Here is a 26,290-nt window from a genome sequence, read left to right on the forward strand (position 1 = left end):
TCAGGCGTTGACCAGGGCCATGAAGATCAGCACCAGAATCGACAGGATCGCGGTCCAGGTGGCGAACTTGATGAAGCCCGCAAAGGTGCGCTGCTGTTCGGTGATGTCCATGGTGCCGACCTTGTGTTCGGTGACCTCGTGGTTGTGATGCTGGGCCATGCGCCGTTCCTTCTGTTCCCGTTGCCAAGGCGATAGCCGAAACCACCCGCCCTGTCACGCCCCCCACAGCAGGGCGCCGTCACTCTCGCCCGCCTGTGTCACGATGCCTTGCTTGCGCAGGTGGTTCACATGGGCCACCGCCTCGATCAGGGCCAGACCGAATTCGCCCGCGCCGATCCGGCGCCTGAACAGGATGTCGAAGCAGCCGACCGCCGTGCGCGGTCCTTCCCGCAGCGCCGCCGTCATCCGGTCAAGCGCGCCGTGGTGATTGTCGATCAACTGCCGCAGCCGGGTGGGCAGGCCGGTGAAGGGCAGCTTGTGGCCGGGCAGGACAAGGTGCCGGGCCTCGGCCAGGTCCATCATGCGGTGGCAGCTTTCCAGCCATTCGCCGACCGGATCGGCCTCGGGTTCCGTGGGATAGACCCCCAGGTTGGGCGAGATCGAGGGCAGCAGCTGGTCGCCCCCGATCACCAGGTCGTCGTCCAGCGACCAGAAGGTCGCGTGGCAGGGCGCGTGGCCGTGTCCCATGGCGACCCGCCAGCGCCTGCCCCCGAAGCTGACCTGCTGGCCGTCGCTCAGGCGGGTGAAGCCCAAGGGAATCGGATGCACCACATCGGCGAAATTGAACGGCCGTTCCGCCGAACGTTTCTCCAGAAGGTCGGCAGGCATTCCGGCCCGGCGCCAGAAGGCCAGCGATTCGGCCGTGGCGCGGTCCTGCCGGTCCAGAACCAGCATCCGCGCCGTCAGCCAGGCGGTGCGGCTGATCAGGAATTCCGCGCCCTGCCCGATGAACCAGCCCGCAAGCCCGATATGGTCGGGATGGTGATGCGTGCCGATCACCCGCCTGATGGGCCTTCCTTCCAGCGGTCCGGTCCGCAGCGCCTCCCAGTCTTGGCGGCTGGCAGGGGTGTCGAAGCCGGTATCCACCACGGTCCAGCCGTCCCCGTCATCCAGGGCATAGACATTGACGTGATCCAGCGCCATCGGCAGAGCAAGACGCATCCACAGCACGCCCGGCGCGACCGTCACCGCCTGATCCGCCTGGGGCGGGGTTTCGAAAGGATAGGCGATCACGCGGCGATTTCGCCCGCAAGCGCCGCGTCGCTGATACTCGCCAGGTCGTCAAGCCCTGCCAGGGCCTCGGCCAGATCGGACGCATGGCGTGGCAGCACGCGGGCCATGAAGACGCGGGCCAGCGCCAGATGCGAATCGCCCCCGGCCTGGGCCGCGCGCAGATGGTAAAGCCCCCCCAGGACCCGCGCAAAGGCCGACAGATAGGGAACGGCCCCGGCGAAACGCTGCGGCAGGTCACGCTCCAGCAGGGTCTGGGTCGCCTCCCGCAGGGTTTCCGCCGCCTGCCACAACTGGTTGGCCATCTGCGGATGATCGGCCTGCGCGGCCTTGGCGCCGTCCGCGACCTCGTCCAGCAGGCGCAGGGCGGCGTCGCCGCCATCCGACAGCTTGCGGCCCACCAGATCCATCGCCTGGATACCGTTGGTGCCTTCGTAGATAGGCGTGATTCGCACATCGCGCAGATACTGCGCGGCGCCGGTTTCCTCGACATAGCCCATGCCGCCATGGACCTGCACGCCGATGTCGGCCACCCGGCAGCCGACATCGGTGCCATAGGCCTTGGCGATCGGCGTCAGGAAGGCCGCACGGGCGGCGTGGACGGCGTCGCCCGTGGCGCGCTCAAGGTCGATGGCGGTCGCGCAGGCAAGGCCGATGGCGCGGGCGGCAAAGACCTCGGCCCGGGCGGTGGCCAGCATCCGGCGCACGTCGGGATGCTGGATGATCGGTCCCATCTGGTTGCGGTCCTGGGCATAGGCCACGGCCTGCTGCAACGCAGCCTCGGCCACGCCGACGCCCTGCATGCCCACGCCCAGTCGCGCCACGTTCATCATCGTGAACATCGCGGCCATGCCCTTGTGCTCGCCCCCGACCAGCCAGCCGGTCGCGCCCTCGAAGCTCATCACGCAGGTGGGGCTGCCGTGGATGCCCAGCTTTTCTTCCAGGCTCACGACCTTGAGGCTGTTGGCGACGCCAGGGCGGCCCTGGTCGTCGGGGATCAGCTTCGGCACCATGAACAAGCTGATGCCCTTGGTCCCCTTGGGCGCACCCGGCAGACGGGCCAGCACCAGATGGCAGACGTTTTCCGTCACGTCGCTGTCGCCCCAGGTGATATAGATCTTCTGGCCCGTCACCCGGTATGTGCCGTCGCCCTGCGGCTCGGCCTTGGTCACAAGCGCGCCGACATCGCTGCCAGCGCCGGGTTCGGTCAGGTTCATCGTGCCGGACCATTCGCCGGAAATCAGCTTGGGCAGATACAGCGCCTTCAGATCGTCGCTGGCGTGATGCTCAAGCGCCTCGATCTGGCCCTGGGTCAGCAGCGGGTTCAGTTGCAGCGCAAGGCAGGCGCCCGACATCATCTCGGCCACGGCCATGTTCAGCGCCTGGGGCAGGCCCATGCCGCCATGTTCGGGATCGGCCGAAAGCCCGATCCAGCCGCCCTCGGCAATGGCGCGGAACCCTTCGGCATAGCCGGGCGAGGACCTCACGCGGCCATTCTCCAGCACTGCCGGGGTTTCGTCACCCGCGCGGTTCAAGGGGGCCAGCACATTGGTCGCAAGCTTCCCGGCTTCGCTCAGGATCGCCGATGCGGTCTCGGTCGTCGCCTCGGCAAAGCGGTCGGTTCGGGCAAGGTCGGGGAACGGCACGACATGGTTCAGGATGAAGTCGATCTGCGCAACCGGCGCCTTGTAGCTCATCTGGATCCCTCTCCCTGGCGCCTTGGCATTCGGTCCCGGCGCGACTATCAGACTGTCACAAGCCATCTTATGGGGCTTGGGACAAGGCTCAACCGAAACCCGGCGTCACGGATGCAGACCGAACACCTGTTGCCAGACCAGATGGGCATGGCCCGCGCGGCGATCCTGCTGGCGGCGGGCCAAGTCATGGCGATCCCGACCGAGACGGTCTATGGCCTGGCGGGCGACGCGCGCAACGGCCAGGCGGTCGCCCGGATCTACCAGGCCAAGGGACGCCCGTCGTTCAACCCGCTGATCGTGCATGTGCCCGATATGGATGCGGCGCGCAGCATCGCCCAGATGTCGCCCGAGGCCGAGACGCTCGCCGCAGCCTTCTGGCCCGGCGCGCTGACCCTTGTGCTGCCGCTGCGCCCGGATGCCGCCATCGCATCGCTGGTGACGGCGGGCCTTGATACGATCGCGATCCGCGTCCCCGCCCATCCGGTCGCGCAGGCCCTGCTGCGCCTGACCGGCCCGCTGGCCGCGCCGTCCGCCAATGCCTCGGGCCGGATCAGCCCCACAAGCGCGGCTCATGTGCTGGACCCCGATGGCGGCCTGGACGGCCGCATCGCCGCCGTCCTTGATGCTGGTCCCTGCCCGGTGGGCCTCGAATCCACCATCATCGGCTGGCCCCAGGGCTGCGCCACCCTGCTCCGCCCCGGCGGCATCCCGGCCGAGGCGATTGCCGCAACCCTGGCCCACCCGCTTGCGGACCATCACGCCGACCCCGCCGCCCCGAACGCGCCGGGGCAACTGACCAGCCACTATGCCCCGCAGGCCCCGCTGCGCCTGAACGCGCCCGATCCCACGCCCGACGAAACCCATATCGCCTTCGGCCAGCCCGGCCCCTTCACCCTGTCGGAAACCGGCGACCTGACGCAAGCCGCCGCCCGCCTGTTCGACACCCTGCGCCGCGCCGACCGCGAGGGCCGCCCGATCTCGGTCGCCCCTATCCCCGACCATGGCCTCGGCGCCGCGATCAACGACCGCCTGCGCCGCGCCGCCGCTCCGCGCGGCTGATCATCTTCTGTGAGAAAATATCCCGGGGGGAGTCCGCAGGACGGGGGGCAGCGCCCCCCTGCCCCGGTCACAACCCCAGCGAACCATACACATTCGCAATCCGCCGGATCGCCACGACATAGCCCGCGGTGCGCATGTCATCCACCTTCGGGTTCGACATCCACACCTCCTTCATCTTCTTGAAGGCCTCGCGCATGGTGTCGTCCAGGCCCGACCGGACCAGGTCCAGTTCGTCCGCGCCATGCAGGAAGGCGTCCTTGAAGCCCCGCGCCAGTTCGAAATTCGTGCCGGTGTCGGCCGAGATGCGTTCCAGTTCCTCGATCAGCATCCGCGCGCGGGCTTCCTCGTGGCGGCGCTCCAGACGGCCCAGGCTGATCTGCGACAGGTTCTTGACCCATTCGAAATAGGAAACGGTCACGCCGCCCGCGTTGGCATACATGTCGGGGATGATCACGATCCCCTTGCGCTTCAGGATCTCGTCGGCGTCGGCGGTGACGGGACCGTTCGCGGCCTCGATGATCAGCTTGCAGCGGATGCGGTCGGCGTTTTCGGCGTGGATCACGCTTTCGATCGCGGCCGGGATCAGGATGTCGCAGTCGTCCTCCAGCGCGGCCAAGCCGTTTTCTCGATAATCGCCACCCACGAAGCCCTTGATGCCCCCGGTCGCGCGGATATGGCCGCGCAACGCGTCGATGTTGATGCCCTGCGGATTGCTGATCGCGCCGTCGCGCTCGATGACGCAGGTGATCAGGGCCTTGTCCTCGACCGACAGGAACTGCGCCGCATGATAGCCCACGTTGCCCAGGCCCTGCACGATCACCCGCTTGCCCGCAAGCCCGCCTTCCAGGCCCGCCTTCTTCATCACGTCGGCGTGGCGGAAGAACTCGCGCAGCGCGTATTGCACGCCCCGGCCCGTGGCCTCGACCCGGCCCTCGATCCCGCCCGCATGGCGCGGCTTGCCGGTGACGCAGGCCTTGGCGTTGATGTCGTCGGGATGCAGCCGCTTGTAGGCGTCGGCCATCCAGGCCATCTCTCGCTCGCCCGTGCCCATGTCGGGGGCCGGCACGTTCTGGCTGGGCGAGATCAGGTTCCTGCGCGACAGCTCATAGGTGAAGCGGCGGGTGATGCGTTCCAGCTCATCCTCGTTCCAGGCGCGGGGATCGATGCACAGCCCGCCCTTCGATCCGCCGAAGGGCACCTCGACCAGGGCGCATTTATACGTCATCAGCGCGGCCAGCGCCTCGACCTCGTCCTGGGTCACGTCCAGCGAATAGCGGATGCCGCCCTTGACCGGCTCCATATGTTCCGAATGGACGGACCGATAGCCGGTGAAGGTGTGGATCTGCCCGCGCAGGCGAACCCCGAAGCGCACCGTATAGGTCGAGTTGCAGACCCGGATCTTTTCTTCCAGGCCCGGCTGAAGATCCATCAGGCTCGCGGCATGGGTGAACATCCGCTCGACCGAGTCGCGGAAAGAAGTATGGGGGATCGTCATCGGCTGCTCCTGACAGTTAGGCCGGTTGGTGACGTTTGGGACGCTATGCCAGCCCGGCCACGGGTGCCAAGGCCGATTTGAACAAAAACAAGGCATTTCCGAAAGACCTGTGCCCCGATGACCTCAGCCGGCCGCAGAACTGCCGGCCCCCCCTTGCAACCAGAAGGCATGTTCAGGGATTGAACCTGTCGGCACTGGTAAGAAGCAGTGCTGAGTTGGGAATTGAGAGATGGCGAAGAATCAACCTGTTAGCCAAGGTCGCAAGTTCAGTCAGGTCATACAGGGGGCCAGCGCGATCTTCCTGCGCGACGGCTATGCCGGGGCCAGCGTCGATGACATCGCGCAGGCCGCGCATGTCTCGAAGGCAACGCTCTACAGCTATTTCCCTGACAAGTCACGAATGTTCCACGAAGCCATGCAGGCCGAGACCGCCCGCCTGGACGGCAGCTTCTCGCTGGACATCCCTGATGACCTGCACCCCGGGCAGGCGATACCGCTGATGACCGCCCGCATCGCGGAATGGCTGGCCGATCCAGACCGGGTGCGTCTTTATCGCGTTCACGTGGCCGAGGCGCGGCGCTTTGCCGCCCTGTCGGGCAGCTTCCACGATCGGGTCCTGCACATCGTGCACGACGCGATCCGCCCGTATCTGGTGCGCTGGGTCCAGTCGGGCCATCTTTGCATCGAGGATACCAGAATCGCTGCCGAACAGCTGATTGCCCTGGCAAGCGCAGGGCTGATGGATTCGCTGCTGCGGGACCGGGAAAGCTTTCCCTCGGACAGCGACGTCCAGACGATATCGCAATCCGCAGCCCACCTGTTCCTGCGAGCAGCGCTGCCTGCGCAGACCGACCTTCTCATGGCTGCGGGCAGCCGCTGATGCAATCGTGACGGCCAGGGCGCCTTCTCAAGCCCCGGCCGTCTCTGTATCATCGCCCCACAACCCCGCAACAGACGGGCACCCCGAGGGAATACAGACGATCATGAAGACCACCACCTTTCTGCTGCCGCTGATTGCCGCCGCCACGCTGGTGTCGGCCTGCATGGCCCCGGCGCCTGCACCCGCGCCGATGCCGGCGCCTGCCCCCGTGGCCTATGTCCCGCCTGCGCCGGAACCGGTTGTGGGCGTGGCAGGCCTGACGGAACGCAAGCCCGACCTGTGCGGGGCGACCAAGAATTATGCCTCGACCGTGGGCCAGCCCGGCAGCGTGATCCCGACGCTGGGCATCACCAAGGACTACCGGGTCGTCGAATACCGCGGGATCGAGCCGCAGGAATACGACCCGAACCGGATCGTCTTCCGCCTGGATGCGGCGGGCATCATCACCAACGTCGATTGCGGATGACATCATGAATCCCAGAACCCTGATCCTCGGACTGTCCGCCGCCGCCCTGCTGGCCGCCTGCGAACCGATGCCTGTCGAACCCCTGCCCGAGGCTGCGCCGCCCGATGACTGCCGCGCCTCGGCCTATCAGGGGCTGGTAGGGCAGCCGGTCTCGGTCCTGGCCGCGATGACCTTCCCGATCGGCACCCGCCAGATCGGACCGAACGATGCCGTGACCTCGGACTTCCGGCCCGAGCGTCTGAACATCGAATACGGCAGCACGGGCCGGATCGAAAAGGTCAGTTGCTATTGATCGCCGGATGGCGCCCTTTTCGGCATTGCCAGCCGGATGGCGGGCTGTCACCATCCTGTCATGATGGATGCAGGCCCGCCGTTTCCTCCCGCCCCTGATCGCGTCGTCTTTGACCGGGCGGAACTGTCGCTGATCCTGTCGGTCTATGGCCGCTTCGTCGCTGCGGGGGAATGGCGCGACTATGCCATGTCCTTCCTGCGCGACGCCGCCGTCTTCAGCGTCTTCCGCCGGGCGACGGAACATCCCCTGTATCGGATCGAAAAGCGTCCCCGCCTGCGCAACGCCCAGGGCGCCTATTCCGTGATCGCCATGGACGGGCGCATCCTGAAGCGCGGGCACGACCTGGCGCAGGTGCTGCGCGTCCTCGACAAGGCGCTGATCCGCGCGGTGGACTAGACCCTGGCGACTAGGTGCCGCGTGGCTTGGCGCGGGTGGTGGGATCGGCTTTGCGCGGATCGTCGGGCCAGGGATGGCGGGGATAACGGCCGCGCATGTCCTTTCGCACCTCGGCATAGGACGACGCCCAGAACCCCGGCAGGTCCGTCGTCACCTGCACGGGCTTGCCGCCCGGCGACAGCAGGCTGATCCGCAGGGGCCGCCCACCCACGACGGGGTGCCGCGTCACCCCGAACAGCTCCTGCAGGCGCAGTTCGATGGACGGCTGCTCGTGGTCATAGTCGATGGGCACCTTGCGGCCCAGGGGCGTCACGAAATGCGCCGGAACCTCTCGGTCCAGTCGCTGCTGGCCGTCCCAGCCGATCCGCGTCTTCAGCGGCTCGACCAAATCCAGCCCGCGCAGATCGGCCAGCGTCCGCGCGCGCCCCAGCCAGGGCAGCAGCCAATCCCCGTCCTCCAGCAGGCTCGCGTCATCGACTGGGCCCAGGTCCGGCAGCAGCGCGACCCGCGCCCGCAGCCGCGCGGCAGCCGGAGTCCAGGACAGGCCATCCAGCCGCAACCCCTCCAGGGCGGCCCGCGCGACGGCTTCGGACAGCACGTCAGGCCAAGCGCGGTCCGACAGCACCAAGGCCCCCAGCCGTTCCTGCACCCGCGCCATGACCCTCCCATCGCGCCGCGACCATTCGCAGATCTCGACCTTCTCGATCCGATCGCCATGCAGCGCGCGCAGATCGGCCTCGTCCAGCCGGGCAGCCATGCGGATCCGCGCCTCGCGCTGATCGCCGTCCAGATCGGCCGCGACAACCAGCCGCTGCCCGGCCATGGGATCGCCCGCCTCCATGACGGCGCCCTTGCCCCCCGACAACACGTATCGCGGATCATCCCCCTTGCGCCGCAGCCCGATCCGGTCGGGATAGGCCAACGAGACCATCCCGCCCACTTCTTCTTCACTCAAATATCCTCGGGGGGTGCGGGGGGCAGAAGGCCCCCCGCCATCGCGGGACGCAACCAGCCGCCGCAGCCGGGCAGCCTCATCGCGGATTTGCTGGATCACCGCCCGGTTCGCCTCAAAGGGATGCCGCGCCGCAAATCCTTTCGGATCGCGCACCGCCGCCAGCCGCAGCGCCAGATCCACCGGAGCGCCGCGCAAGGGATCGCGGCTGGACAGCAGCGCCGCGACATCGGCCGCCTCCGGCCCTGCGCGCAACAGCATATGGGCCAGCCGCGGATGCAGCGGCAACCGCGCCAGGGCGCGCCCGTGGCCGGTGATCCGCCCTCCGGCGTCCAATGCCTCAAGTTCCCGCAGCAGGGATCGCGCCTCGGCCAAGGCACCATCAGGGGGGGGCGTCAGGAAGGCCAGCTCGCCCGCCTCGGCCCCCCAGGCGGCCAGTTCCAGGGCAAGCCCCGCCAGATCCGCCACGACAATCTCGGGCGGGGCAAAGGCCGGCAACGCGCCTTCTTCGGCCCGTGCCCACATGCGATAGCAGATGCCCGGGGCCACACGGCCCGCGCGGCCGCGGCGCTGATCGGCCTCGGCCCGGCTGACGCGTTCGGTCACCAGCCGCGACATGCCCGACCCCGGATCAACCCGTGCCCGCCGCGCCCGGCCCGCATCCACCACCACCCGCACTGCCGGAATGGTCAGCGATGTCTCGGCAATCGCCGTTGCCAGCACGATCCGCCGCCGCGCGCCCGGAGGCGCCAGCGCCGCCCGCTGCTCGGCGGGCTTCAGCGCACCATACAGCGGCAGCACCTCGCAGCCGTCGCCAAGCTGGGCCATGACCCGCCGGATCTCGCCCTCGCCCGGCAGGAAGGCCAGCACCGTGCCGCCGGTCTGGCGCGTCTCGGCTTCTGCCAGCGCGATCAGCCATGCGGCTTCGTTGACCAGCCGGGCGCCCGCAGGCAGCGGGCGAGGCAGCCAGCGCGTCTCGACCGGATAGCTGCGGCCTTCGGAGCGGATTACGGGCGCGCCGTCCAGCAGCGCCGCCACGGGTTCGGCATCCAGCGTGGCCGACATGACCAGCACCGCCAGATCCTCGCGCAGGGCACCCCGTGCCTCCCACACCAGGGCCAGGCCCAGGTCGGCGTTCAGGCTGCGTTCGTGGAATTCGTCGAAGATCACGCAGCCAACGCCGTCAAGCGAGGGGTCGGACTGGATCATCCGCGTCAGGATGCCCTCGGTCACGACCTCGATCCGGCTGCCAGCGATGCTCTCGCCGCGCATCCGGTATCCGACGCGCGCGCCCACCGCTTCGCCCAGTTGCTCGGCCAGCCGTTCCGCCGCCGCCCGTGCGGCCAGCCGCCGCGGCTCCAGCATCACGATCTTGCCCGCAACCTGGTCCAGCAACGCCAACGGCACGCGCGTCGTCTTGCCCGCCCCCGGCGGGGCGACCAGCACCGCGCGGCCATGCGCGGCCAGGGCCTCGCTCAGGGCGGGAAGAACATCGTCGATGGGCAACCGATCCAGCATCACCGCGTTATGTCGCAACGGCGGGCCAAGCGGAACCCCGGCCCGCCGCCCTATTCAAACCCCCTGCCGGTGTCTATCTTACGGCAAAGACGAAACAAACAGGCAGGCGGCATGGGCATCGGCAGCACATTGATGGCAGGCATCGGCCTGGGCGATCCGGTGATCCGGCTGGGCGTCACAGGCCTGTCCCGCGCGGGCAAGACGGTGTTCATCACCTCGCTGGTGGCAAACCTGATGGACCGGGGCCGGATGCACGCCCTGCGCGCAGCCGCCGACGGCACCCTGAAGGCCGCCTGGCTGCAACCCCAGCCCGACGATACCGTGCCGCGCTTCGACTTCGAGCGTCACCTGTCCGCTCTGACCGGTCCCCAACCGCACTGGCCGGAAGGCACGCGTCATGTCAGCCAGTTGCGCCTGTCCCTGCGCCTTGACGGCAAGGGTCTGTTTGGGGGCCTGACCGGGCCGCGCACCCTGCACCTGGACATCGTCGATTACCCGGGCGAATGGCTGCTGGATCTGCGGCTGATGGAAAAGGATTTTTCCGAATGGTCGGCCGAGGTGCTGGACCGCATGGAAGGCCGCCCCGGCGCCGACGAATACCAGTCCGCGCTGTCGAATGTGGACGGCGACCGCTTCGACGAACCGACGGCCCAGCGGCTGGCCCAGACCTATACCGCCCACCTGCATGCTGCGCGGGACGCGGGCTGGTCCGACTGCACCCCAGGCCGCTTCCTGATCCCCGGAGAGATGGAGGGCTCGCCCGCGCTGACCTTCGCCCCCCTGCCGGCATCCTTTGCCGAAGGACGGCTGCACAAGGAATTCCGCCGCCGGTTCGATGCCTACAAGTCACGTGTGGTGAAGCCCTTCTTCCGCGAACATTTCGCCCGCATCGACCGTCAGGTGGTGCTGGTCGACGTGCTGGGCGCAATCCACCAGGGCCCCCGCGCGGTCGAGGACATGCGCCGCGCCATGGCCGACGTGCTGACCGCCTTTCGCCCCGGCCGCGCGGGCTGGCTGGCGCAGCTTCTGGGCACGCGGCGGGTCGAACGCATCCTGTTCGCTGCGACCAAGGCCGACCACCTGCACCATGTCCAGCACAACCGCCTGACCGCGATCCTGTCTGCCATGCTGCGAGAGGCGCGCGACCGCGCCGATTTCAGCGGCGCCCGGACCGAGGCCATGTCCATCGCCGCCCTGCGCGCCACGACCGAGGACACGATCCGCCAGAACGGCGAGGAGCTGCCCGCCGTGCGCGGCCGTCTTCTGGACGGGCGGCAGGCGGCCTTCTATCCCGGCGAACTGCCCACGGATCCGGCGGCGCTGCTGCATCCCGCGCGGGACGGCGCGCCGCAATGGCTGGATGGCGACTATGCCATCATGAACTTCGCCCCCGCCCCCATGACCGCGCGCCCTGGCGACGGACCGCCCCACATCCGGCTGGACCGCGCCGCCGAGTTCCTGATCGGAGACAGGCTATGAGCGACACACCCCGCCGTGGCCCGGTCCTGATCGAACTGGAAGTGCCCACCGGCGACACCCGCCCGGGTCCTGCGACCGAGGCGCGGGACGACACGCCGAACCCCGCCGACGCGCCCCCCATCGACGCGGCGGATCCCGCTCTGCCCCGTCCCCGCACGATGGAGATGGTGACGCGCCTTGTCGGCCGCCCTCCGTCGAAACTGACGCGCTTCTTCATTAACTCGGGCGTGGCGCTGTTCACCTTCCTTTTGTCCATCGCCGCGCTGAACTTCATCAACGACCTGTTGAACCGCTATCCGGTGCTGGGCTGGATCGGGGTGGCGCTGTTCGCGTTGTTCACGCTGGCGGCGCTTGGCATGGCTTGGCGCGAATACCGGGCCTGGGCGCGGTTCGCGCGCATCGACGCCATCCAGCGGCAGGCGGGCGCGGCCCTGGCCGATGACAGCATGGACAAGGCCCGCGCGGTGACGAACGGCCTGCTGGCGCTTTACCGCGACCGGCCTGAACTGGAGTGGAACCGCAAGCGCCTGGCCGACAATCGCGGCGATGCCTTCGACGCCCGCACTTTGCTGACGATGGCGGAAACCGAACTGCTGGCCAGCCTCGACCAGGACGCCCGGCGCGAGATCGAGGCCGCCGCCCGCACTGTCGCCACTGCCACCGCGCTGATCCCGCTGGCACTTGCCGATGTCGCCGCCGCCCTTGCCGCGAACCTGCGGATGATCCGGCGGATGGCCGAAATCTATGGCGGTCGCGCCGGGGCCGTGGGCGGCTGGCGGCTGGCGCGCACGGTGATGACGCATCTGGTGGCTACCGGGGCGGTCGCGGCGGGCGACGACCTGGTCGAAACCATCGCCGGGGGCGGGATCCTGTCCAAGGTATCCCGCCGCTTTGGCGAGGGCGTGGTGAACGGGGCGCTGACCGCCCGCGTCGGCATCGCCGCGATGGAGGTCTGCCGCCCCCTGCCCTTCATCGCCCAGCCCCGACCCAAGGTCGGCAACCTCGTGACGCGCGGGCTTCGTGGGCTGTTCGGGTCCGACGAACGCGGCTAGAACATCCCCGAAGGGGGACAGCGGATGACGTTCTTTCTGGGAATCGACGGCGGCGGCACGGGATGCCGCGCTGCGGTGGCGGATGCGGATGGGCGCATCATGGGCCAGGGACAGGGCGGGCCTGCCAACATCAACACCGATGTCGATGCTGCGGCGGTCAACATCCTGGCCGCGACGGCCCAGGCGCTTGAAGGCACGGGCGCCGATCCCCGCGACCTGATCGCGACGCTGGGCCTTGCGGGCGGCACGATGGCGGCAGCTACGGAACGGCTGGCGGGGTTGCTGCCCTTTGCCCGGATTCAGATCGTCAACGACGGGGTGACGGCGGCACGTGGCGCCCTGGGCACGCAGGACGGCATTCTGGCCGCGATCGGCACGGGCTCGGTCTTTGCCGTGCAGCGTGGGGGCGATCTGCGCCAAGTCGGCGGGCGCGGCTTCCTGATGGGGGACGAGGGATCGGGCGCTGTCCTGGGCCGCGCGCTGCTGTCGCTTGCCATGCGGGCCGAGGACGGATTCACGGACATGACCCCCCTGCTGCAACAGGTGCTGGAAGAGTTCGGCGGGATCGAGGGCATCATCCGTTTCGGCAACGGGGCGCGTCCCGTGGACTTTGCCGAATTGGCCCCTCGCATCGTCAGGTCCGACGATCCGGCGGCGCGGCAGGTCTTTGACGGTGCCGTGGCCGAGGTGCGCCACAACCTGACCGTGCTGCAGCGAGATGCGCCGCTGCCGGTGGTCTTCGTCGGCGGGCTTGGTCCAGCCTATGCCGCGCGGCTGACGGACTGGCCGCAGCGCCCGGCGCTCGGGTCCGGCGTCGATGGCGCGCTGCTGATGGCGCGGCAGATGGCCGGGGCGGCATGACCGTTCTTGCCGCAACCCGCATCTTCGACGGCCAACGCTTTCTGGAAGACCATGCCGTGGTGATCGAGGGGGACCGCATCACGGCGGTGGTCCCGCTGGCCGAGGCTGGCCCGACCACGCGGCTGGACGGCACGCTCGCCCCCGCTTTCCTGGACTTGCAGGTGAATGGCGGCGGCGGGCTGATGGTCGGCGGCGACACCGACCCCGCCGCGCTGCGCCATATCTGCGCCACGCATCAGCGCCTTGGCTGCGCGGGGGTGCTGCCGACGCTGATCACTGATACGCCCGACGCTACCGCTGCCGTCATCGCGGCGGGCATCCGCGCCATCGGCACGCCGGGCTTCCTGGGCCTGCACCTGGAAGGCCCGCACCTGGACCCCCGCCGCCATGGCGCGCATGACCCGGCCCTGATCCGGCCCATGGAGGCGGACGACTTGGCGCGCCTGTGCGATGCCGCCCGCGCCTTGCCGGTCCTGATGGTGACGCTGGCACCCGAAGCGGTGACCCCGGACCAGATCGCGGCCCTGTCGCAAGCGGGCGCCGTGGTCAGCCTGGGCCATACCGACTGCGACTACGACACCGCCCGCGCAGCCTTCGCGGCGGGCGCGCGTTGCGCCACGCATCTGTTCAACGCCATGAGCCAGATGGGTCATCGTGCACCTGGCCTTGTCGGCGCGGTGCTGGCGGGCGATGCCCAGGCCGGGTTGATCGCGGATGGGGTTCATGTCCATCCCGCCGCCATGCGCGCCGCCCTTGCGGCGCGGCCCGAAGGCATCTTCCTGGTCACGGACTGCATGGCATTCGCCGGGACCGACCTGACCGAGATGCCGTTGCAGGGCCGCACCATCCTGCGTCGTGACGGGCGGCTGACGCTGGCGGACGGGACGCTGGCGGGGGCGGACCTGCGCATGGATCAGGCGATCAGAGTGTTGGTGGATCAGGTCGGCATCTCACCGGAACGCGCGCTTGCTATGGCGACGGCGGAACCGGCGCGCGCCGCCGGGTTGTCGAACGAATACGGCGCGCTGCGGGAACGCAGGCGCGCCGATCTGGTTCTGCTGGACGATGCCTGGACGCTGCAATCCGTATGGATCGCGGGCCAGCCAGTCACTCCGGGATGACGCGCACCGCGCCGCGGGCGGCACTGGTGGTCATCGCGGCATAGGCGCGCAGCGCAGTGGAAACCTGACGCTGGCGCGGCCTGGCGGGCTTCCAGCCCTCGGCGTCGCGCTGCGCGCGCCGGGCGGCCAAGGTCGCGTCGTCCACATCCAGGTGGATCACCCGGTTCGGGATGTCGATCACGATCCGGTCGCCCTGTTCGACCAGGCCAATGGTGCCGCCCTCGGCCGCCTCGGGCGAGACATGGCCGATCGACAGGCCCGACGAGCCGCCCGAGAAGCGGCCGTCCGTCACCAGGGCGCAGGCTTTCCCCAGGCCCTTGGATTTCAGATAGCTGGTCGGATACAGCATTTCCTGCATCCCCGGCCCGCCGCGCGGGCCTTCGTAGCGGATCAGGACAACCTCTCCGGGTTTCACCTTGCCGGTCAGGATGGCGCTGACGCTGTCATCCTGGCTTTCGAAGATATGGGCCGGGCCTTCGAACTTCAGGATCGATTCGTCCACGCCCGCCGTCTTCACGATGCAGCCATCCTCGGCCAGGTTGCCATAGAGGACTGCCAGCCCGCCGTCCTGGCTGAACGCGTGTTCCGCCGTGCGGATCACGCCCGTCTTGCGGTCGGTATCGACCGAATCATAGCGGCGTTCCTGCGAGAAGGCGACCTGCGTGGGCACCCCACCCGGTGCCGCGCGATAGAAGTCGTGGACCGTGGCCGCGTCGGTGCGCATCACGTCCCAGCGGTCCAGCGCCTCGGCCAGCGATCCTGCATGGACGCTGCCCACATTGGTATGCAGCAGCCCCGCGCGGTCCAGTTCGCCCAGGATGCCCATGATGCCGCCGGCGCGGTGGACATCCTCCATGTGGACGTCGTCCTTGGCGGGCGCGACCTTGCACAGCACCGGCACGCGGCGCGACAGGCGGTCGATGTCGGACATGGTGAAGTCGATGTCGCCTTCATGGGCGGCGGCCAGCAGGTGCAGCACCGTGTTGGTGGACCCGCCCATCGCAATGTCCAGCGTCATCGCGTTCTCGAAAGCCTCGAAGCTGGCGATGGAGCGTGGCAGGACGGATGCGTCGTCGCCTTCGTAGTAACGCCGCGCAAGGTCCACGATCAGGTGGCCCGCCTCGACGAACAGGCGCTTGCGGTCGGCATGGGTTGCCAGCGTGGATCCGTTGCCCGGCAGGGCCAGGCCAAGCGCCTCGGTCAGGCAGTTCATCGAATTGGCGGTGAACATGCCCGAGCAGGACCCGCAGGTCGGGCATGCAGACCGCTCGATGACCTCCACCTCGGCGTCCGAGATGCGGTCGTCGGCGGCGGCGACCATGGCATCGACCAGGTCCAGCGCCTTGACCTTGCCGTCTTCCAGCACGACCTTGCCGGCCTCCATCGGCCCGCCGGACACGAAGACGACCGGGATGTTCAGCCGCAGCGCAGCCATCAGCATGCCCGGCGTGATCTTGTCGCAATTGCTGATGCAGACCATGGCGTCGGCGCAATGGGCGTTGACCATGTATTCCACGCTGTCGGCGATGACCTCTCGCGAGGGCAGCGAATACAGCATCCCGTCATGGCCCATGGCGATGCCGTCATCGACCGCGATGGTGTTGAATTCCTTGGCGATGCCGCCTGCGGCCTCGACCTCTCGGGCGACAAGCTGGCCCAGGTCCTTCAGGTGGACATGGCCGGGCACGAACTGGGTGAAGCTGTTGACGATGGCAATGATCGGCTTGCCGAAGTCGCTGTCCTTCACCCCGGTCGCCCGCCACAGGCCGCGCGCGCCCGCCATGTTGCGGCCGTGGGTGGTGGTGCGGGAACGATAGGCGGGCATGGCTGTGACTCCTTTGGCTGGCGCGTTGATTTAGCACCAACAGGCGCGGAAGGAAATTGCCGAATTCGTGCGTTTTCGGTTCGTTTCGGCCGTCAGGACGCCAGTTTCATGGTGATGATGCCTGCGACGATCAGTCCGGCGGCCAGCAGGCGGGCGGGTGTCACCGGCTCTCCGAACAGGGTGACACCGATCAGGAAGGCGCCGACCGCGCCGATCCCGACCCATACGGTATAGGACGTGCCCAGCGGCAGCGTGCGCATCGCCACGGCCAGCAGCCAGAAGGACGCGATCATGCCCGCGACCATGATGCCCGTGGGCAGGATACGCGTGAAACCGGCGGACTGCTTCATCGCCGTCGCCCAGACGATTTCCAGAAGACCGGCAAGCAGAAGATAGAACCAGGCCATGACGACCCCCAATGATGCCGGGTCGTCCCGGCGCATCCGCCCATGATGGGGAGGTCGTCCTCTGCCGCCCTAGATACGGACGGCGGCCGCGTCATTCAAGGCGATCGACCTTGGCGTTCTCGACCAGTTGGGTCTTGGCGCCGGCCAGGCGTTCCGCCAGGATCTTGGCGCCGCTGATCAGAAGATTGCTGCCGTCCCACAATTCGGCCGAATCCGGGCGCACGGCGATGACGCGCAGATCGGGATTGTCGGGGGACTTGAAGAAGGTCTCGTCGGAAAAGCGCCAAACGTCGCGCGCCTTGTCGGGATCGTGGCGGATTTCGGCGGTGCCGTTGATCACCACATAGTCATTCGCGCGCTCATCCGAAAACGCCAATGAGACGTTGGGATTGGCCTCGATCTGGTCCAGCTTGCAGCCCTTGGTGTCGGACAGGATATAGATCGCCCCTTCGTCGCGCCTGACGCGGGCATAGACGGGGCGAACGCGCATGCCGTCGCCGGCGCGGGTGACGAACATGCAGGGATCCAGCTTGTCGGCCATGGTCCAGATGCGGTCGGTCACGTCGGGGTCGGTCATGGCATCCTCCGGTCGGTCTGGTCACGACGAGAACGCCCGGGGCAGTTTGATGTTCCTTTCCCCGGCGGCTGGCCTGTGGGCCAGGGGCGCGGAACGCTTCACATTCCCCCCGCTTCCCCCTATGACGCCACCAATCCCAGTTTCCCGAGGTATCCGATGGCAAGCGCCAACCTGAACGTCATGATCAAGGCTGCCCGCAAGGCGGGGCGCAGCCTCGTCAAGGATTTCCGCGAGGTCGAGAACCTTCAGGTCAGCGTCAAGGGCGCGGGCGACTTCGTCAGCCGCGCCGACCAGGAGGCCGAGCGGATCATCAAGGAAGAACTGCGCGGCGCGCGCCCGAATTACGGCTGGCTGGGCGAGGAAACGGGCGAGGACGCTGGCGAGGATCCGACCCGCCGCTGGATCGTCGATCCGCTGGACGGGACCACGAACTTCCTGCACGGCCTGCCCCACTGGGCCGTCAGCATCGCGCTGGAACACAAGGGCGAGATCGTCGCCGCCGTGATCTTCGACGCCGCCAAGGACGAATTGTTCGTGGCCGAAAAGGGCGGCGGCGCCTTCATGAACGACCAGCGGCTGCGGGTGTCGGGGCGCCGCCGCCTGGACGAAGCGCTGTTTGCCACGGGGATTCCCTTCGCGGGCCGGGGTCCGCTGCCTGCCGCCTTGCAGGATCTGGCGCGGCTGATGCCGCTGACGGCCGGCGTTCGCAGGCTGGGTTCGGCGTCGCTGGATCTCGCCTATGTCGCGGCGGGGCGGTATGACGGATACTGGGAACGCGGCAACAAGCCCTGGGACGTGGCGGCGGGCATCCTGATGGTGCGCGAGGCCGGCGGCTTTGTCGAAGGCATCCGCGACGGCGACGATCCCCTTGAATCCGGTCGCCTGATCGCCGCGAACCCGCAGATTTTCGAACCGCTGGCAAAGATCATCCGCACCCGCGACTGATTTGCACGTCCTGCAAGGCAGACTTGCCTTGACCCTGCGTCAGGACGGGCGCATGGCGGAACCGACCGGGGAACGCGCCATGCCAGACGACCAGAACAGACTGCCTTATGCCGCATCGGCAGCCGCCGCCGCGGCAGTGCCGCCATTTGCGCCTGCAACGCCGGGGCCGAAGGACCGAACCGGCCTGGGCATTGCGCTGATGTGCGCGACCAGCCTGATCTTCGCGTTCCAGGATGCGTTTTCGCGCCTGCTCGGGTCGGAATATCCGCCGGTCCTGGTGGTGATGATCCGCTACTGGGTCTTTGCGTTGTTCGTGATCGCCATGGTATCGCGCCAGCCTGGCGGGCTGCGCCGCGCCATCCGCACCAGGCGGCCCAAGACGCAAATCCTGCGCGGCGCGATCCTGGTGGTCGAAACCACCCTGATGGTCGAAGCCTTCGTGCGCCTGGGTCTGGTCGGCACGCATGCGATCTTCACCGCCTATCCCCTGCTGGTCGCGGCGCTGTCTGGGCCTATCCTGGGCGAAAAGGTCGGCTGGCGTCGCTGGTTGGCCATCGGAGCGGGCTTTGTCGGCATCCTGATCATCCTGAACCCTGGCGGCACGGAACTGAACCTGGGCGCGGGGATGGCCTTCTTCTGCGCGCTGCTGTTCGCGATCTATGGGCTGCTGACCCGGCATGTCTCGCGCGACGATCCGGCCCAGGTCAGCTTTTTCTGGACCGGAATCGCCGGGGCCGTCACGGTGACGGTGCTGGGCATCCGCCAGTGGGAATGGTTGGCGCCTATGGACTGGATCTGGATGGCGATCCTGTGCGGGCTTGGGATCGCGTCGCACTGGCTGCTGATCCGCGCCTATGAACTGGCCGAGGCATCGGCCCTGCAACCCTTCGCCTATACGCAGCTTGTCTGGGTCAGCTTCATCGGCGTGCTGGTCTTTGGAGAGGTGCTGCACATGAACGTGGTGATGGGGGCCGCGATCGTAGTCGCGGCGGGGCTTTTTACGCTGTGGCGGGCGCGGGTCACGGCAAGCAAGCTCCGTTCCGGCAAATAGCCGCCTAGTCCGAAAGCCGTGATGCTGCCTTCTGCGAAACAAGGCGTTAGAGCGTTCAGGTCTGATAGAGGAGCGGTCATGAAAACCCTGTTCGCATCAATTCTGGTTGGCGCGCTTTGCACAGCCCCTGCCCAGGCCGATCCGGGGCGCGGTCATGGCCAGGGTCATGGCCATCATGGGCACCAGGGCGCGCATTGTCCGCCGGGGCTTGCGAAGAAGAACCCGTCCTGCACGCCGCCAGGTCATGCGCGCAAGAAGGCGCATCATCGCCACCGCGTTGGCGACACGCTGCGCGGCGGCGACTATGTCCTGGTTCAGGACCCACGACGCTATGCCTTGGATACACGGCCGGACTGGCGCTATTACCGCGACAACGACCGGCTTTACCGCGTGGACAGCAATACCCGGAAGATCCTGGCCGTCCTGAACCTGATCGACGCCTTCACGAACTAGGCCTCAGTTCGTGGCGGGCGTTTCCTCCCGCCGCGCCTCGATGGCGACCGGTTGCCATCCTTCGGGCAGGCTGGGTCCAATGAAGGGCTTTGCCACGGGTCGCGCCGACAGGGCCAGCGTCAGCCGCGCCACAGGGGGCGGCATCAGCCCGCCACCGGTCAGGTCCCAGGTCGGCACGATGGGCGCGGGACGGCCCAGGATGCGGGCGCGATAGACGGGCATCGCCTCGGTCACGCGCATGACGTAGTTGCGGGTTTCGTCGAAGGGGATCAGCTCGACCCATTCGACTGGGTCCATGTCCCGGCGCAGGTCGCCGAAATCGCGCAGCCATCGCGCCGGACGCCCCGGCCCCGCGTTATAGCCCGATGCCGTCAGCGCCGTCGATGCGCCGAACCGGTCGCGCAGACCCGCCAGATAGGCGGCCCCCAGGCGGGCATTATAGGCGCCATCGCCGGTCAGCCGCCCGACGTCAAAGGGTTCGCGGATCTGGCGGGCCATCTGACGGGCGGTGTCGGGCATCACCTGCATCAGCCCGCGCGCGCCGACATGGCTTTGCGCCGCCGGATTGAATTCGGATTCCTGGCGGGCGATCGACAGGACCAGTTCGGGCGGGATGCCGAAGTCCGTCTCGTGCAGCCCGGTCAACGGGAAATGGGCGGCGGGATGGATGACGCCCTTGTCGGCGGCGCGCTTGGACAGGCGCAGCCCGTGCCAGGGCATCCCGGCTTCATACATCAGCCGGGCCATGCGCAGGCTGTCCTGGGGATCGGCGGTTTCCGACAGGTGCAGGAAGAATCGCTGCGCCTCGTCCGGGCGGCCGGTCGCCAGCAGCCACAGCCCGGCCCGGAACACGCTGCTGTCGCCAAGCGGCGCCCCCCGCCAGTCCGGCAAGGGTCCGGGCGCGGCATATTCGGCGGGCATCGTTGCCCCGATCCGTTCGGCGGCAAGCTGTCCGTAATAGGTGCCGGGCATGGCCGCCGCCTGCGCATAGGCGGCATCCGCCGCCCCCTGGTCCCCAAGCGCCCCATGCGCGCGCCCTTGCCAATAAAGCGCACGGGACCGGCTGATCTGGCTGCCGACCACGGTTTCCAGGTGCCGGAAATGCGCCAGCGCCCGATCCGCCGCGCCCTGCTTCAGCGCGGCAAAGCCTGCAAGCCATTCCAGATCGGCGTAATGGCGGTTGTCCTGCGGCAGGAAATGCGGGCGGGCAAGCGCCTCGGCCCGTGCCCAGTCGCCGTTGCGCATGGCAAGGCGGGCGTAATCCACCCGCATGGATGCCCAGGCCGCCGGATCGCGCAAGGCTTCGGCACTGGTGGATGCCTCCAGCATCAGCGCCTGTGCGCCTTCATGCTGCTTGGCGCGCACCCGCCACAGATAGCGGTCCATCGTCAGCCCCGGATCCGCTCTCGCCGCATCCGGCAAGGCCAGGATCAGGTCGTCCACGCCCGCCCGGCCCGCCTGCAACGCAATCCGCGCGGCAAGCAGCGGTCGGTCTGCTTCAGGCAGACGTGTCAGCAGGCGTTCGGCCTGCGCCCACTCCTGCCGGTCAAGCATCGCGACGGCCCGCGCCGTCATCAGGGAGGTCAGTTCGGCTTCGTGCGCGGCCAGGAAAGCCGCCTCCTCGGGCGCGGTCAGGGGCACGCTGGTCCAGAACCGCGCCCGTTCCGCCTTGGCGGCCGCAGGATCAAGCATGGCGAGAAAGGCGTTTTCCGCCGCCAGCGTGTCCGGCAGCCGATCCCCGAACCAGTCCCGGATATCCTGCGCAGGCAGGTCGGGCCGCATCTTCGCATCGCCCCGTTCACGCAGCAGCGCCAGCCCCGGCCAGTCGCCATGGGCGCGCACGAAGTCGATGTAATCGCCCGGGGCGCCGTGGCCCGCGCGCAGCGCCTGCCAGCCCACCAGGGCCTCTGCCATCGGTCCCGAGCGGCGCGCCGCATCGCGGGCCGTGATCCAGTCGCGCGCCTCCGCCGCCGACAGCGCCAGGGCCATCGCGCCGGCATCCTCGGCCCCGGCGGGGGCAAGGGGGGCCAGCATCAGCAGCCCGGCGGCAATCATGTCGCGCAGAAGTCGCATCACCCGCCTTGTGTCGCCGCCCCATGCGCCCGACGCAATACACAACCTTGGCAAGTTCCGCCCGCCCCGCTAATCAGGCGCGCAAACCAAACCTGCAAGGAAGCGTGTCATGTTCAAGGGATCCCTGCCCGCACTGGTCACGCCGTTCACCCCGGACGGCGAACTGGATCTGGACACGCTGAAAAAGCTGGTCGAATGGCATATCGACCAGGGCAGCCATGGCCTGGTCCCCGTCGGCACCACCGGCGAAAGCCCGACGCTGACCCATGACGAACACCGCCTGGTGATCGAGGAGGTCGTGCGGGCCGTGGATGGCCGTATCCCGGTGATCGCGGGCGCCGGGTCGAACAGCACCCGCGAAGGCATCGGCCTGATCCGCCACGCGGCCGAGGTTGGCGCCGATGCCGCGCTTGTCGTCACCCCCTATTACAACAAGCCCACCCAGGCTGGGCTGATCGCCCATTACACCGCCCTGGCCGAGGCCTCGGACCTGCCCATCATCATCTACAACATCCCCGGGCGGTCGGTCGTGGACATGACGCCGGAAACCATGGGCGAACTTGCCAAGCTGCCCACGATCATCGGCGTCAAGGACGCCACCGGCAAGCTGGAGCGGGTCAGCCAGCAGCGCATCACCTGCGGCCGCGATTTCGTGCAATTGTCGGGCGAGGACGGCACGGCCCTTGGCTTCAACGCCCATGGCGGCGTGGGCTGCATCAGCGTCACGGCCAATGTCGCGCCAAAGCTTTGCGCGGAATTCCAGGAAGCGACGCTTGCGGGCGACTATGCCAAGGCCCTGGAATACCAGGACCGGCTGATGCCGCTGCATGTCGCGATCTTCATCGAACCCGGCCTGGTCGGCGCGAAATACGCGATGTCGCGGCTGGGCCTGTGCGACGAACAGGTGCGGCTGCCATTGGTGCCCTTGACCGATCCGACCCGCCGCCTGATCGACGCGGCGCTGGAACATGCCGGCCTGATCTGACAGGCAAATGCGCGCCAATTTGACGCGCATTTTCCGCATCGTCTTTTCAAAGCGGAATCTTCATCCCATATTGAGGATGAGGAGACGACCCGCCATGCCCTTGCCGCACTTCCTGGTCCTGATCGTTGCTGTCATCCTTGTCGCCGCCTTGACCCTATGGGCGGCCTTTTCGGCTGGTGCGCCCGTGGTGGTCCTGGCCATGGTCACGCTGTCGGCCGCAGCCGCCCTGCACCTGTCCCAGGGCGACCGGCACGACCACGACACCTGACGGCTGACCCTTCAGCTTTCCAGTTCGGCGTCCCAGTAAAGGTAATCCATCCAGCTGTCATGCAGGTGATTCGGCGGGAATCGCCGGCCCGCCGCGTGCATTTCCTCGGGCGAGGGCTGACGCGGCTTGCGCCGCAGGCTCATTCCAGAATGGCGCAGGCTGCGGTTGGCCTTGCGCAGGTTGCAGGGCGAACAGGCGGCAACCACGTTGTCCCAGCTGGTGACGCCCCCGCGCGAGCGGGGCACCACATGATCGAAGGTCAGGTCGCCCTTGGCCCCGCAATACTGGCAGCAGAATTCGTCCCGCAGAAAAAGATTGAAGCGCGTAAAGGCTACGCGCTTCTGGGGTTTCACATAATCTTTCAACACGACGACCGAGGGCAGCTTGAACACCTGGCGCTGACTTCGCACCACCTCCTCGTATTCGGCGATGATGTCCACGCGATCCAGGAAAGCGGCCTTGATCGCCTCTTGCCAGGGCCACAGGGACAGCGGGTAATAGGACAAGGGCCGGTAATCCGCGTTCAGCACCAGGGCGGGATGATGGCGCAGGCTTGCAGGCTCGCGCACGAACTGGGTTCGGAAATCCGTCTGATGTCGCTGATCCAGCATGTCGCCTTCCCGCCTGCCCCCCTGGGTGGCCGGGGGCGCCCCGTCAGATCCGTTCCCCTGACTATATATCGCGTCCGGCATCTGGCAAGCCCCCGGATCTATTTGGCCTGAGGCAGGGATAATCCGCGCCGGTGACAGGGGCATGACGGTTGCCCCCTGCCCCCGGGAATGGCAGGCTGCGCTTCATGACGCAGACGACGCCCCCCGTGCTTGGAACCCTGGAATCCGCGCTTTATGCCGACGATCTTGACGCGGCCACCGCCTTCTGGCGCGACGTGATGGGATTAAGGCCGTTCCAGACCGTGCCTGGCCGGCATGTGTTCTTTCGCGTGGCGCCTGCGCAGGTCCTGCTGGTCTTCAACCCCGCAGCCACCGAACAGCCACCAAAACCCGATGCCCGGCTGCCCGTTCCCCCGCATGGCGCGCGCGGGCCGGGCCATTTCTGCCTGGCCGTGGCCCCAGATCGGCTGGACGCCTGGCGCGACCACCTGGAAGCCCAGGGCATTGCCATCGAGGCGGATTTTCACTGGCCAAACGGCGCGCGGTCGATCTATCTGCGCGACCCGGCGGGCAATTCCATCGAACTGGCTGATCCGGCGATCTGGTCCTGATCTTCTGTGCCCAAATATCCCACGGGGGTCCGGGGGTGTGAAACCCCCGGCTTCACTTCCCCAGGCGGTCCTTCAGAAAGCTCAGCGCCACTGACAGCCCGTCGGGCGAAATGCCGTGCCCGGTGCCCTTCATCACATGGCCATAGACGTCGAAGCCCGCCTTCTCCAGCGCCTCGCCGGCAAGCTGCATGTCCTGGAACGGCACCATCGGATCCTGGTCGCCATGCAGCAGCAGGACCGGCGGCTTGACCTTCGCCTCGGTCGCCAGCAGTTCGGGGACCAGCAGGCGGCCCGAAAAGCCGATGATCCCGGCCACGGGCCGGTCGCGGCGCGGCAGGACATGCAGCGCCATCATCGTGCCCTGCGAAAATCCCACCACGACCATGCGGTCCGCCGTCAGCCCTTCATCGGCCAGCACCTTGTCCAGCCAGGCGTTCAGCAACCCGATGGACCGACCCATCGACTCCTTGGCCTGCGCCTCGGTCGATCCGTCCAGCCAGGGGATCGGAAACCACTGGTATCCGAACGGATTGTTGATGCTGCGCTCGGGCGCGTCGGGGGCATGGAAGGCCACGCCCGGCAGATGCGGCGACAGGGGATCGGCCAGGCCCAGCAGGTCGGCGCCATCCGCGCCGTATCCATGCAGAAAGACAACGACCGCATCGGCCTTGGACGGACCCTTGCGGGCGGATTTCAGAACGGTCATCGGATTCCCTCGCGGCCTTTAGCCCGAAGGTAATAGGCCCAGAGTCCACGAGCCGCAACCGCGCGCCAAGGCCGCCAGGGTTCCGCCATCCGCCGCAGGCCGGCCGCAGTGGGGCGGGCATCCAGACCATACATCATCCGCACGGCTTCTTGCAGGGCAAGATCGCCCGCCGCGAAGACGTCGGGCCGGCCAAGTGCCATCTTCAGATAGATCTCGGCAGTCCAGGCCCCGATGCCGGGCAGCGCGGTCAGGGTGGCGATGGCCTCGTCATCAGACATCGCCCGCAAGCCGTCCCAGTCCAGGCCGGCAGCCGCGATCCCCTTCAGGTAACGGACCTTGGGACGTGACAGACCCGCCGCGCGCAAGGTTTCGTCGGGCGCGGCAAGGATCGCCTCGGGCGTCATCAGCCCCGCAGCCGCCAGCCGGGCCGAGATAGCGGCCGCGGCCGAGGTCGAGATCAGTTGCCCCACCACGGCATCGGCCAGGGCTTCGAAACCATCCGCGCGCCGCAACAGCGGCAGCGGGCCCAGATCCGGTGCGACCCGCGTCCAGACGGGGCAGACCGCGACCAGATGGGCCACGCCCTCGGCAAGGTCGTCTTCGGTCTGGATCAGTCGCGGCCCGCCCTGGGGCGCGTCAGTCACGGTCCACCGCCGCCTCCAGCTTCAGCCGCGTTTCCCAGGCCATCGAGATATGCTGCCGCAGCGCCTTGTCCGCCGCCGCCCCGTCGCCCACTGCTATGGCATCGACGATGCGCTTGTGTTCGGCAAGCGCGGTCTCGCCTCGCCCTTCGGCGGCAAGCGAGGTCTTGGCCATCAGCGCCATGGTCCGATGCACCAGGTCAAGCTGCTGGACCAGATAGCGGTTGTGGGATGCCAGATGGATCTGATGGTGGAAGCGCTTGTTGGCGCGGGCTAGGGCCTCGGGGTCGCGGACGGCCCGCTGGTCCTCGGCGACCATCTGGGCCAGGACGCGCACCTCCTCGGGGGTGGCATGGCGGGCAGCAAGGCGGGCGGCCAGGGCCTCAAGTTCGGCCCGGACGGTGTAAAGCTCGGCCAACTGATTGTGGTCCAGGGATGCCACGATCAGGCTGCGCCCGTCGCGCACCAGCATGGCCTGGGTTTCCAGCCGCTGCAAAGCCTCGCGCACGGGGGTGCGGCTGACGCCGAAGCGTTCGGCCAGTTCCGATTCGACCAGCCGGTCGCCGGGGCGATAGGTGCCGGCTTCGATCGCGGCCAGGATCAGGGAATATGCGTCCTTCATGGGCCGCACGATTGGCC

At 68.0% G+C, this 26,290-nt stretch carries 28 protein-coding genes; 15 read left to right on the forward strand and 13 right to left on the reverse strand.

What is annotated here, in order from left to right:
- From RAH32_RS07340 to RAH32_RS07350, 3 genes are read right to left on the reverse strand one after another with little or no spacing between them, the layout of a single operon-like run.
- Positions 1–159: an aa3-type cytochrome c oxidase subunit IV gene (locus tag RAH32_RS07340; protein ID WP_306606663.1), complete on the reverse strand. Its 159-nt coding sequence runs from the start codon at positions 157–159 to the stop codon at positions 1–3.
- A 54-nt stretch (positions 160–213) separates the two neighbouring features.
- Positions 214–1,230, reverse strand: coding sequence for an MBL fold metallo-hydrolase (locus tag RAH32_RS07345; RefSeq protein ID WP_306607702.1), 1,017 nt, complete (start codon positions 1,228–1,230; stop codon positions 214–216).
- A complete protein-coding gene (locus RAH32_RS07350; RefSeq protein ID WP_306606666.1) occupies positions 1,230–2,927 on the reverse strand; it encodes an acyl-CoA dehydrogenase in 1,698 nt (565 codons plus the stop codon). Before RAH32_RS07350 ends, RAH32_RS07345 begins: the two co-directional genes overlap by 1 nt.
- Before the next feature lie 111 nt (positions 2,928–3,038).
- Between RAH32_RS07350 and RAH32_RS07355 the strand changes: the two genes are divergently transcribed.
- Positions 3,039–3,986 carry an L-threonylcarbamoyladenylate synthase gene (locus RAH32_RS07355; protein ID WP_306606668.1) on the forward strand — a complete coding sequence of 316 codons (948 nt, stop codon included), beginning with the start codon at positions 3,039–3,041 and terminating at the stop codon, positions 3,984–3,986.
- Between the two features lie 67 nt (positions 3,987–4,053).
- On the opposite strand, the gene RAH32_RS07360 is transcribed toward RAH32_RS07355, so the two are convergent.
- Complete coding sequence (locus tag RAH32_RS07360; protein WP_306606670.1) at positions 4,054–5,481, reverse strand: Glu/Leu/Phe/Val family dehydrogenase; 1,428 nt, start codon at positions 5,479–5,481, stop codon at positions 4,054–4,056.
- A gap of 229 nt (positions 5,482–5,710) precedes the next feature.
- On the opposite strand from RAH32_RS07360, the gene RAH32_RS07365 reads away from it, so the two are divergent.
- The 4 genes from RAH32_RS07365 (at position 5,711) to RAH32_RS07380 (ending at position 7,515) form a co-directional block, all read left to right on the forward strand.
- Entirely contained in the window at positions 5,711–6,361 is a 651-nt protein-coding gene (locus tag RAH32_RS07365) for a TetR/AcrR family transcriptional regulator (RefSeq protein ID WP_306606673.1), read from the forward strand.
- Between the two features lie 103 nt (positions 6,362–6,464).
- The gene (locus tag RAH32_RS07370; protein WP_306606675.1) at positions 6,465–6,827 is read left to right on the forward strand and encodes a hypothetical protein; all 363 of its coding nucleotides are present in this window, start codon (positions 6,465–6,467) and stop codon (positions 6,825–6,827) included.
- A 4-nt stretch (positions 6,828–6,831) separates the two neighbouring features.
- Positions 6,832–7,119 (forward strand): I78 family peptidase inhibitor, encoded by a 288-nt coding sequence (locus RAH32_RS07375; protein WP_306606677.1) that lies wholly within the window; start codon positions 6,832–6,834, stop codon positions 7,117–7,119.
- Positions 7,120–7,182: 63 nt separating this feature from the next.
- Positions 7,183–7,515, forward strand: a complete 333-nt coding sequence (locus RAH32_RS07380; RefSeq protein ID WP_306607704.1) for a DUF2794 domain-containing protein — start codon at positions 7,183–7,185, stop codon at positions 7,513–7,515.
- Positions 7,516–7,525: 10 nt separating this feature from the next.
- Here RAH32_RS07380 and hrpB read toward each other — a convergent pair whose 3' ends face one another.
- A complete protein-coding gene (gene hrpB / locus RAH32_RS07385) occupies positions 7,526–9,985 on the reverse strand; it encodes an ATP-dependent helicase HrpB (RefSeq protein WP_306606678.1) in 2,460 nt (819 codons plus the stop codon).
- Between the two features lie 111 nt (positions 9,986–10,096).
- Between hrpB and RAH32_RS07390 the strand changes: the two genes are divergently transcribed.
- Genes RAH32_RS07390 through nagA form a run of 4 tightly spaced genes read left to right on the forward strand, consistent with a single transcriptional unit; the run spans position 10,097 to position 14,498 of the window.
- Positions 10,097–11,464 carry a YcjX family GTP-binding protein gene (locus tag RAH32_RS07390; RefSeq protein WP_306606680.1) on the forward strand — a complete coding sequence of 456 codons (1,368 nt, stop codon included), beginning with the start codon at positions 10,097–10,099 and terminating at the stop codon, positions 11,462–11,464.
- A complete protein-coding gene (locus RAH32_RS07395; RefSeq protein ID WP_306606682.1) occupies positions 11,461–12,516 on the forward strand; it encodes a YcjF family protein in 1,056 nt (351 codons plus the stop codon). Before RAH32_RS07390 ends, RAH32_RS07395 begins: the two co-directional genes overlap by 4 nt.
- A gap of 24 nt (positions 12,517–12,540) precedes the next feature.
- Positions 12,541–13,377: a glucosamine kinase nucleotide-binding domain-containing protein gene (locus tag RAH32_RS07400; protein WP_306606684.1), complete on the forward strand. Its 837-nt coding sequence runs from the start codon at positions 12,541–12,543 to the stop codon at positions 13,375–13,377.
- Complete coding sequence (gene nagA, locus RAH32_RS07405; RefSeq protein ID WP_306606686.1) at positions 13,374–14,498, forward strand: N-acetylglucosamine-6-phosphate deacetylase; 1,125 nt, start codon at positions 13,374–13,376, stop codon at positions 14,496–14,498. The genes RAH32_RS07400 and nagA overlap by 4 nt, the downstream gene beginning before the upstream one ends.
- On the opposite strand, the gene ilvD is transcribed toward nagA, so the two are convergent.
- The 3 genes from ilvD to RAH32_RS07420 all read right to left on the reverse strand — a co-directional run bounded on the left by ilvD (position 14,485) and on the right by RAH32_RS07420 (position 17,307).
- Positions 14,485–16,323 (reverse strand): dihydroxy-acid dehydratase, encoded by a 1,839-nt coding sequence (ilvD, locus tag RAH32_RS07410; RefSeq protein WP_306606688.1) that lies wholly within the window; start codon positions 16,321–16,323, stop codon positions 14,485–14,487. The genes nagA and ilvD overlap by 14 nt on opposite strands.
- A gap of 92 nt (positions 16,324–16,415) precedes the next feature.
- Positions 16,416–16,730 (reverse strand): DMT family transporter, encoded by a 315-nt coding sequence (locus tag RAH32_RS07415; RefSeq protein WP_306607705.1) that lies wholly within the window; start codon positions 16,728–16,730, stop codon positions 16,416–16,418.
- Positions 16,731–16,821: 91 nt separating this feature from the next.
- On the reverse strand, positions 16,822–17,307 hold the full coding sequence (locus RAH32_RS07420; protein ID WP_306606690.1) for a pyridoxamine 5'-phosphate oxidase family protein: 486 nt from the start codon (positions 17,305–17,307) through the stop codon (positions 16,822–16,824).
- A 156-nt stretch (positions 17,308–17,463) separates the two neighbouring features.
- Between RAH32_RS07420 and RAH32_RS07425 the strand changes: the two genes are divergently transcribed.
- The 3 genes from RAH32_RS07425 (at position 17,464) to RAH32_RS07435 (ending at position 19,756) form a co-directional block, all read left to right on the forward strand.
- Positions 17,464–18,252 carry an inositol monophosphatase family protein gene (locus RAH32_RS07425; RefSeq protein WP_306606692.1) on the forward strand — a complete coding sequence of 263 codons (789 nt, stop codon included), beginning with the start codon at positions 17,464–17,466 and terminating at the stop codon, positions 18,250–18,252.
- Positions 18,253–18,304: 52 nt separating this feature from the next.
- The gene (locus tag RAH32_RS07430; RefSeq protein ID WP_306606694.1) at positions 18,305–19,303 is read left to right on the forward strand and encodes a DMT family transporter; all 999 of its coding nucleotides are present in this window, start codon (positions 18,305–18,307) and stop codon (positions 19,301–19,303) included.
- A 78-nt stretch (positions 19,304–19,381) separates the two neighbouring features.
- Complete coding sequence (locus RAH32_RS07435; protein WP_306606696.1) at positions 19,382–19,756, forward strand: hypothetical protein; 375 nt, start codon at positions 19,382–19,384, stop codon at positions 19,754–19,756.
- A 3-nt stretch (positions 19,757–19,759) separates the two neighbouring features.
- Here the strand turns inward: RAH32_RS07435 and RAH32_RS07440 are convergent, their stop codons facing one another.
- On the reverse strand, positions 19,760–21,829 hold the full coding sequence (locus tag RAH32_RS07440; protein ID WP_306606698.1) for a lytic transglycosylase domain-containing protein: 2,070 nt from the start codon (positions 21,827–21,829) through the stop codon (positions 19,760–19,762).
- A 109-nt stretch (positions 21,830–21,938) separates the two neighbouring features.
- On the opposite strand from RAH32_RS07440, the gene dapA reads away from it, so the two are divergent.
- Both dapA and RAH32_RS07450 read left to right on the forward strand, forming a co-directional pair.
- Complete coding sequence (gene dapA, locus RAH32_RS07445; RefSeq protein ID WP_306606700.1) at positions 21,939–22,814, forward strand: 4-hydroxy-tetrahydrodipicolinate synthase; 876 nt, start codon at positions 21,939–21,941, stop codon at positions 22,812–22,814.
- A 94-nt stretch (positions 22,815–22,908) separates the two neighbouring features.
- Positions 22,909–23,082, forward strand: coding sequence for a hypothetical protein (locus tag RAH32_RS07450; RefSeq protein WP_306606702.1), 174 nt, complete (start codon positions 22,909–22,911; stop codon positions 23,080–23,082).
- An 11-nt stretch (positions 23,083–23,093) separates the two neighbouring features.
- On the opposite strand, the gene RAH32_RS07455 is transcribed toward RAH32_RS07450, so the two are convergent.
- On the reverse strand, positions 23,094–23,693 hold the full coding sequence (locus RAH32_RS07455; RefSeq protein WP_306606704.1) for an HNH endonuclease: 600 nt from the start codon (positions 23,691–23,693) through the stop codon (positions 23,094–23,096).
- A gap of 185 nt (positions 23,694–23,878) precedes the next feature.
- Here RAH32_RS07455 and RAH32_RS07460 point away from each other — a divergent pair, with 185 nt between their 5' ends.
- The gene (locus RAH32_RS07460) at positions 23,879–24,304 is read left to right on the forward strand and encodes a VOC family protein (protein WP_306606706.1); all 426 of its coding nucleotides are present in this window, start codon (positions 23,879–23,881) and stop codon (positions 24,302–24,304) included.
- Between the two features lie 52 nt (positions 24,305–24,356).
- Here the strand turns inward: RAH32_RS07460 and RAH32_RS07465 are convergent, their stop codons facing one another.
- The 3 genes from RAH32_RS07465 to RAH32_RS07475 are packed head-to-tail and all read right to left on the reverse strand — an operon-like array spanning position 24,357 to position 26,273.
- The gene (locus RAH32_RS07465; protein ID WP_306606708.1) at positions 24,357–25,010 is read right to left on the reverse strand and encodes an alpha/beta hydrolase; all 654 of its coding nucleotides are present in this window, start codon (positions 25,008–25,010) and stop codon (positions 24,357–24,359) included.
- Positions 25,007–25,654 (reverse strand): DNA-3-methyladenine glycosylase family protein, encoded by a 648-nt coding sequence (locus RAH32_RS07470; RefSeq protein ID WP_306606710.1) that lies wholly within the window; start codon positions 25,652–25,654, stop codon positions 25,007–25,009. Before RAH32_RS07470 ends, RAH32_RS07465 begins: the two co-directional genes overlap by 4 nt.
- The gene (locus RAH32_RS07475) at positions 25,647–26,273 is read right to left on the reverse strand and encodes a GntR family transcriptional regulator (RefSeq protein WP_306606712.1); all 627 of its coding nucleotides are present in this window, start codon (positions 26,271–26,273) and stop codon (positions 25,647–25,649) included. The genes RAH32_RS07470 and RAH32_RS07475 overlap by 8 nt, the downstream gene beginning before the upstream one ends.
- Positions 26,274–26,290: the final 17 nt, after the last annotated feature.

It is taken from the genome of Paracoccus yibinensis (assembly GCF_030846195.1).
In the GTDB taxonomy this organism is placed as follows: domain Bacteria; phylum Pseudomonadota; class Alphaproteobacteria; order Rhodobacterales; family Rhodobacteraceae; genus Paracoccus; species Paracoccus yibinensis.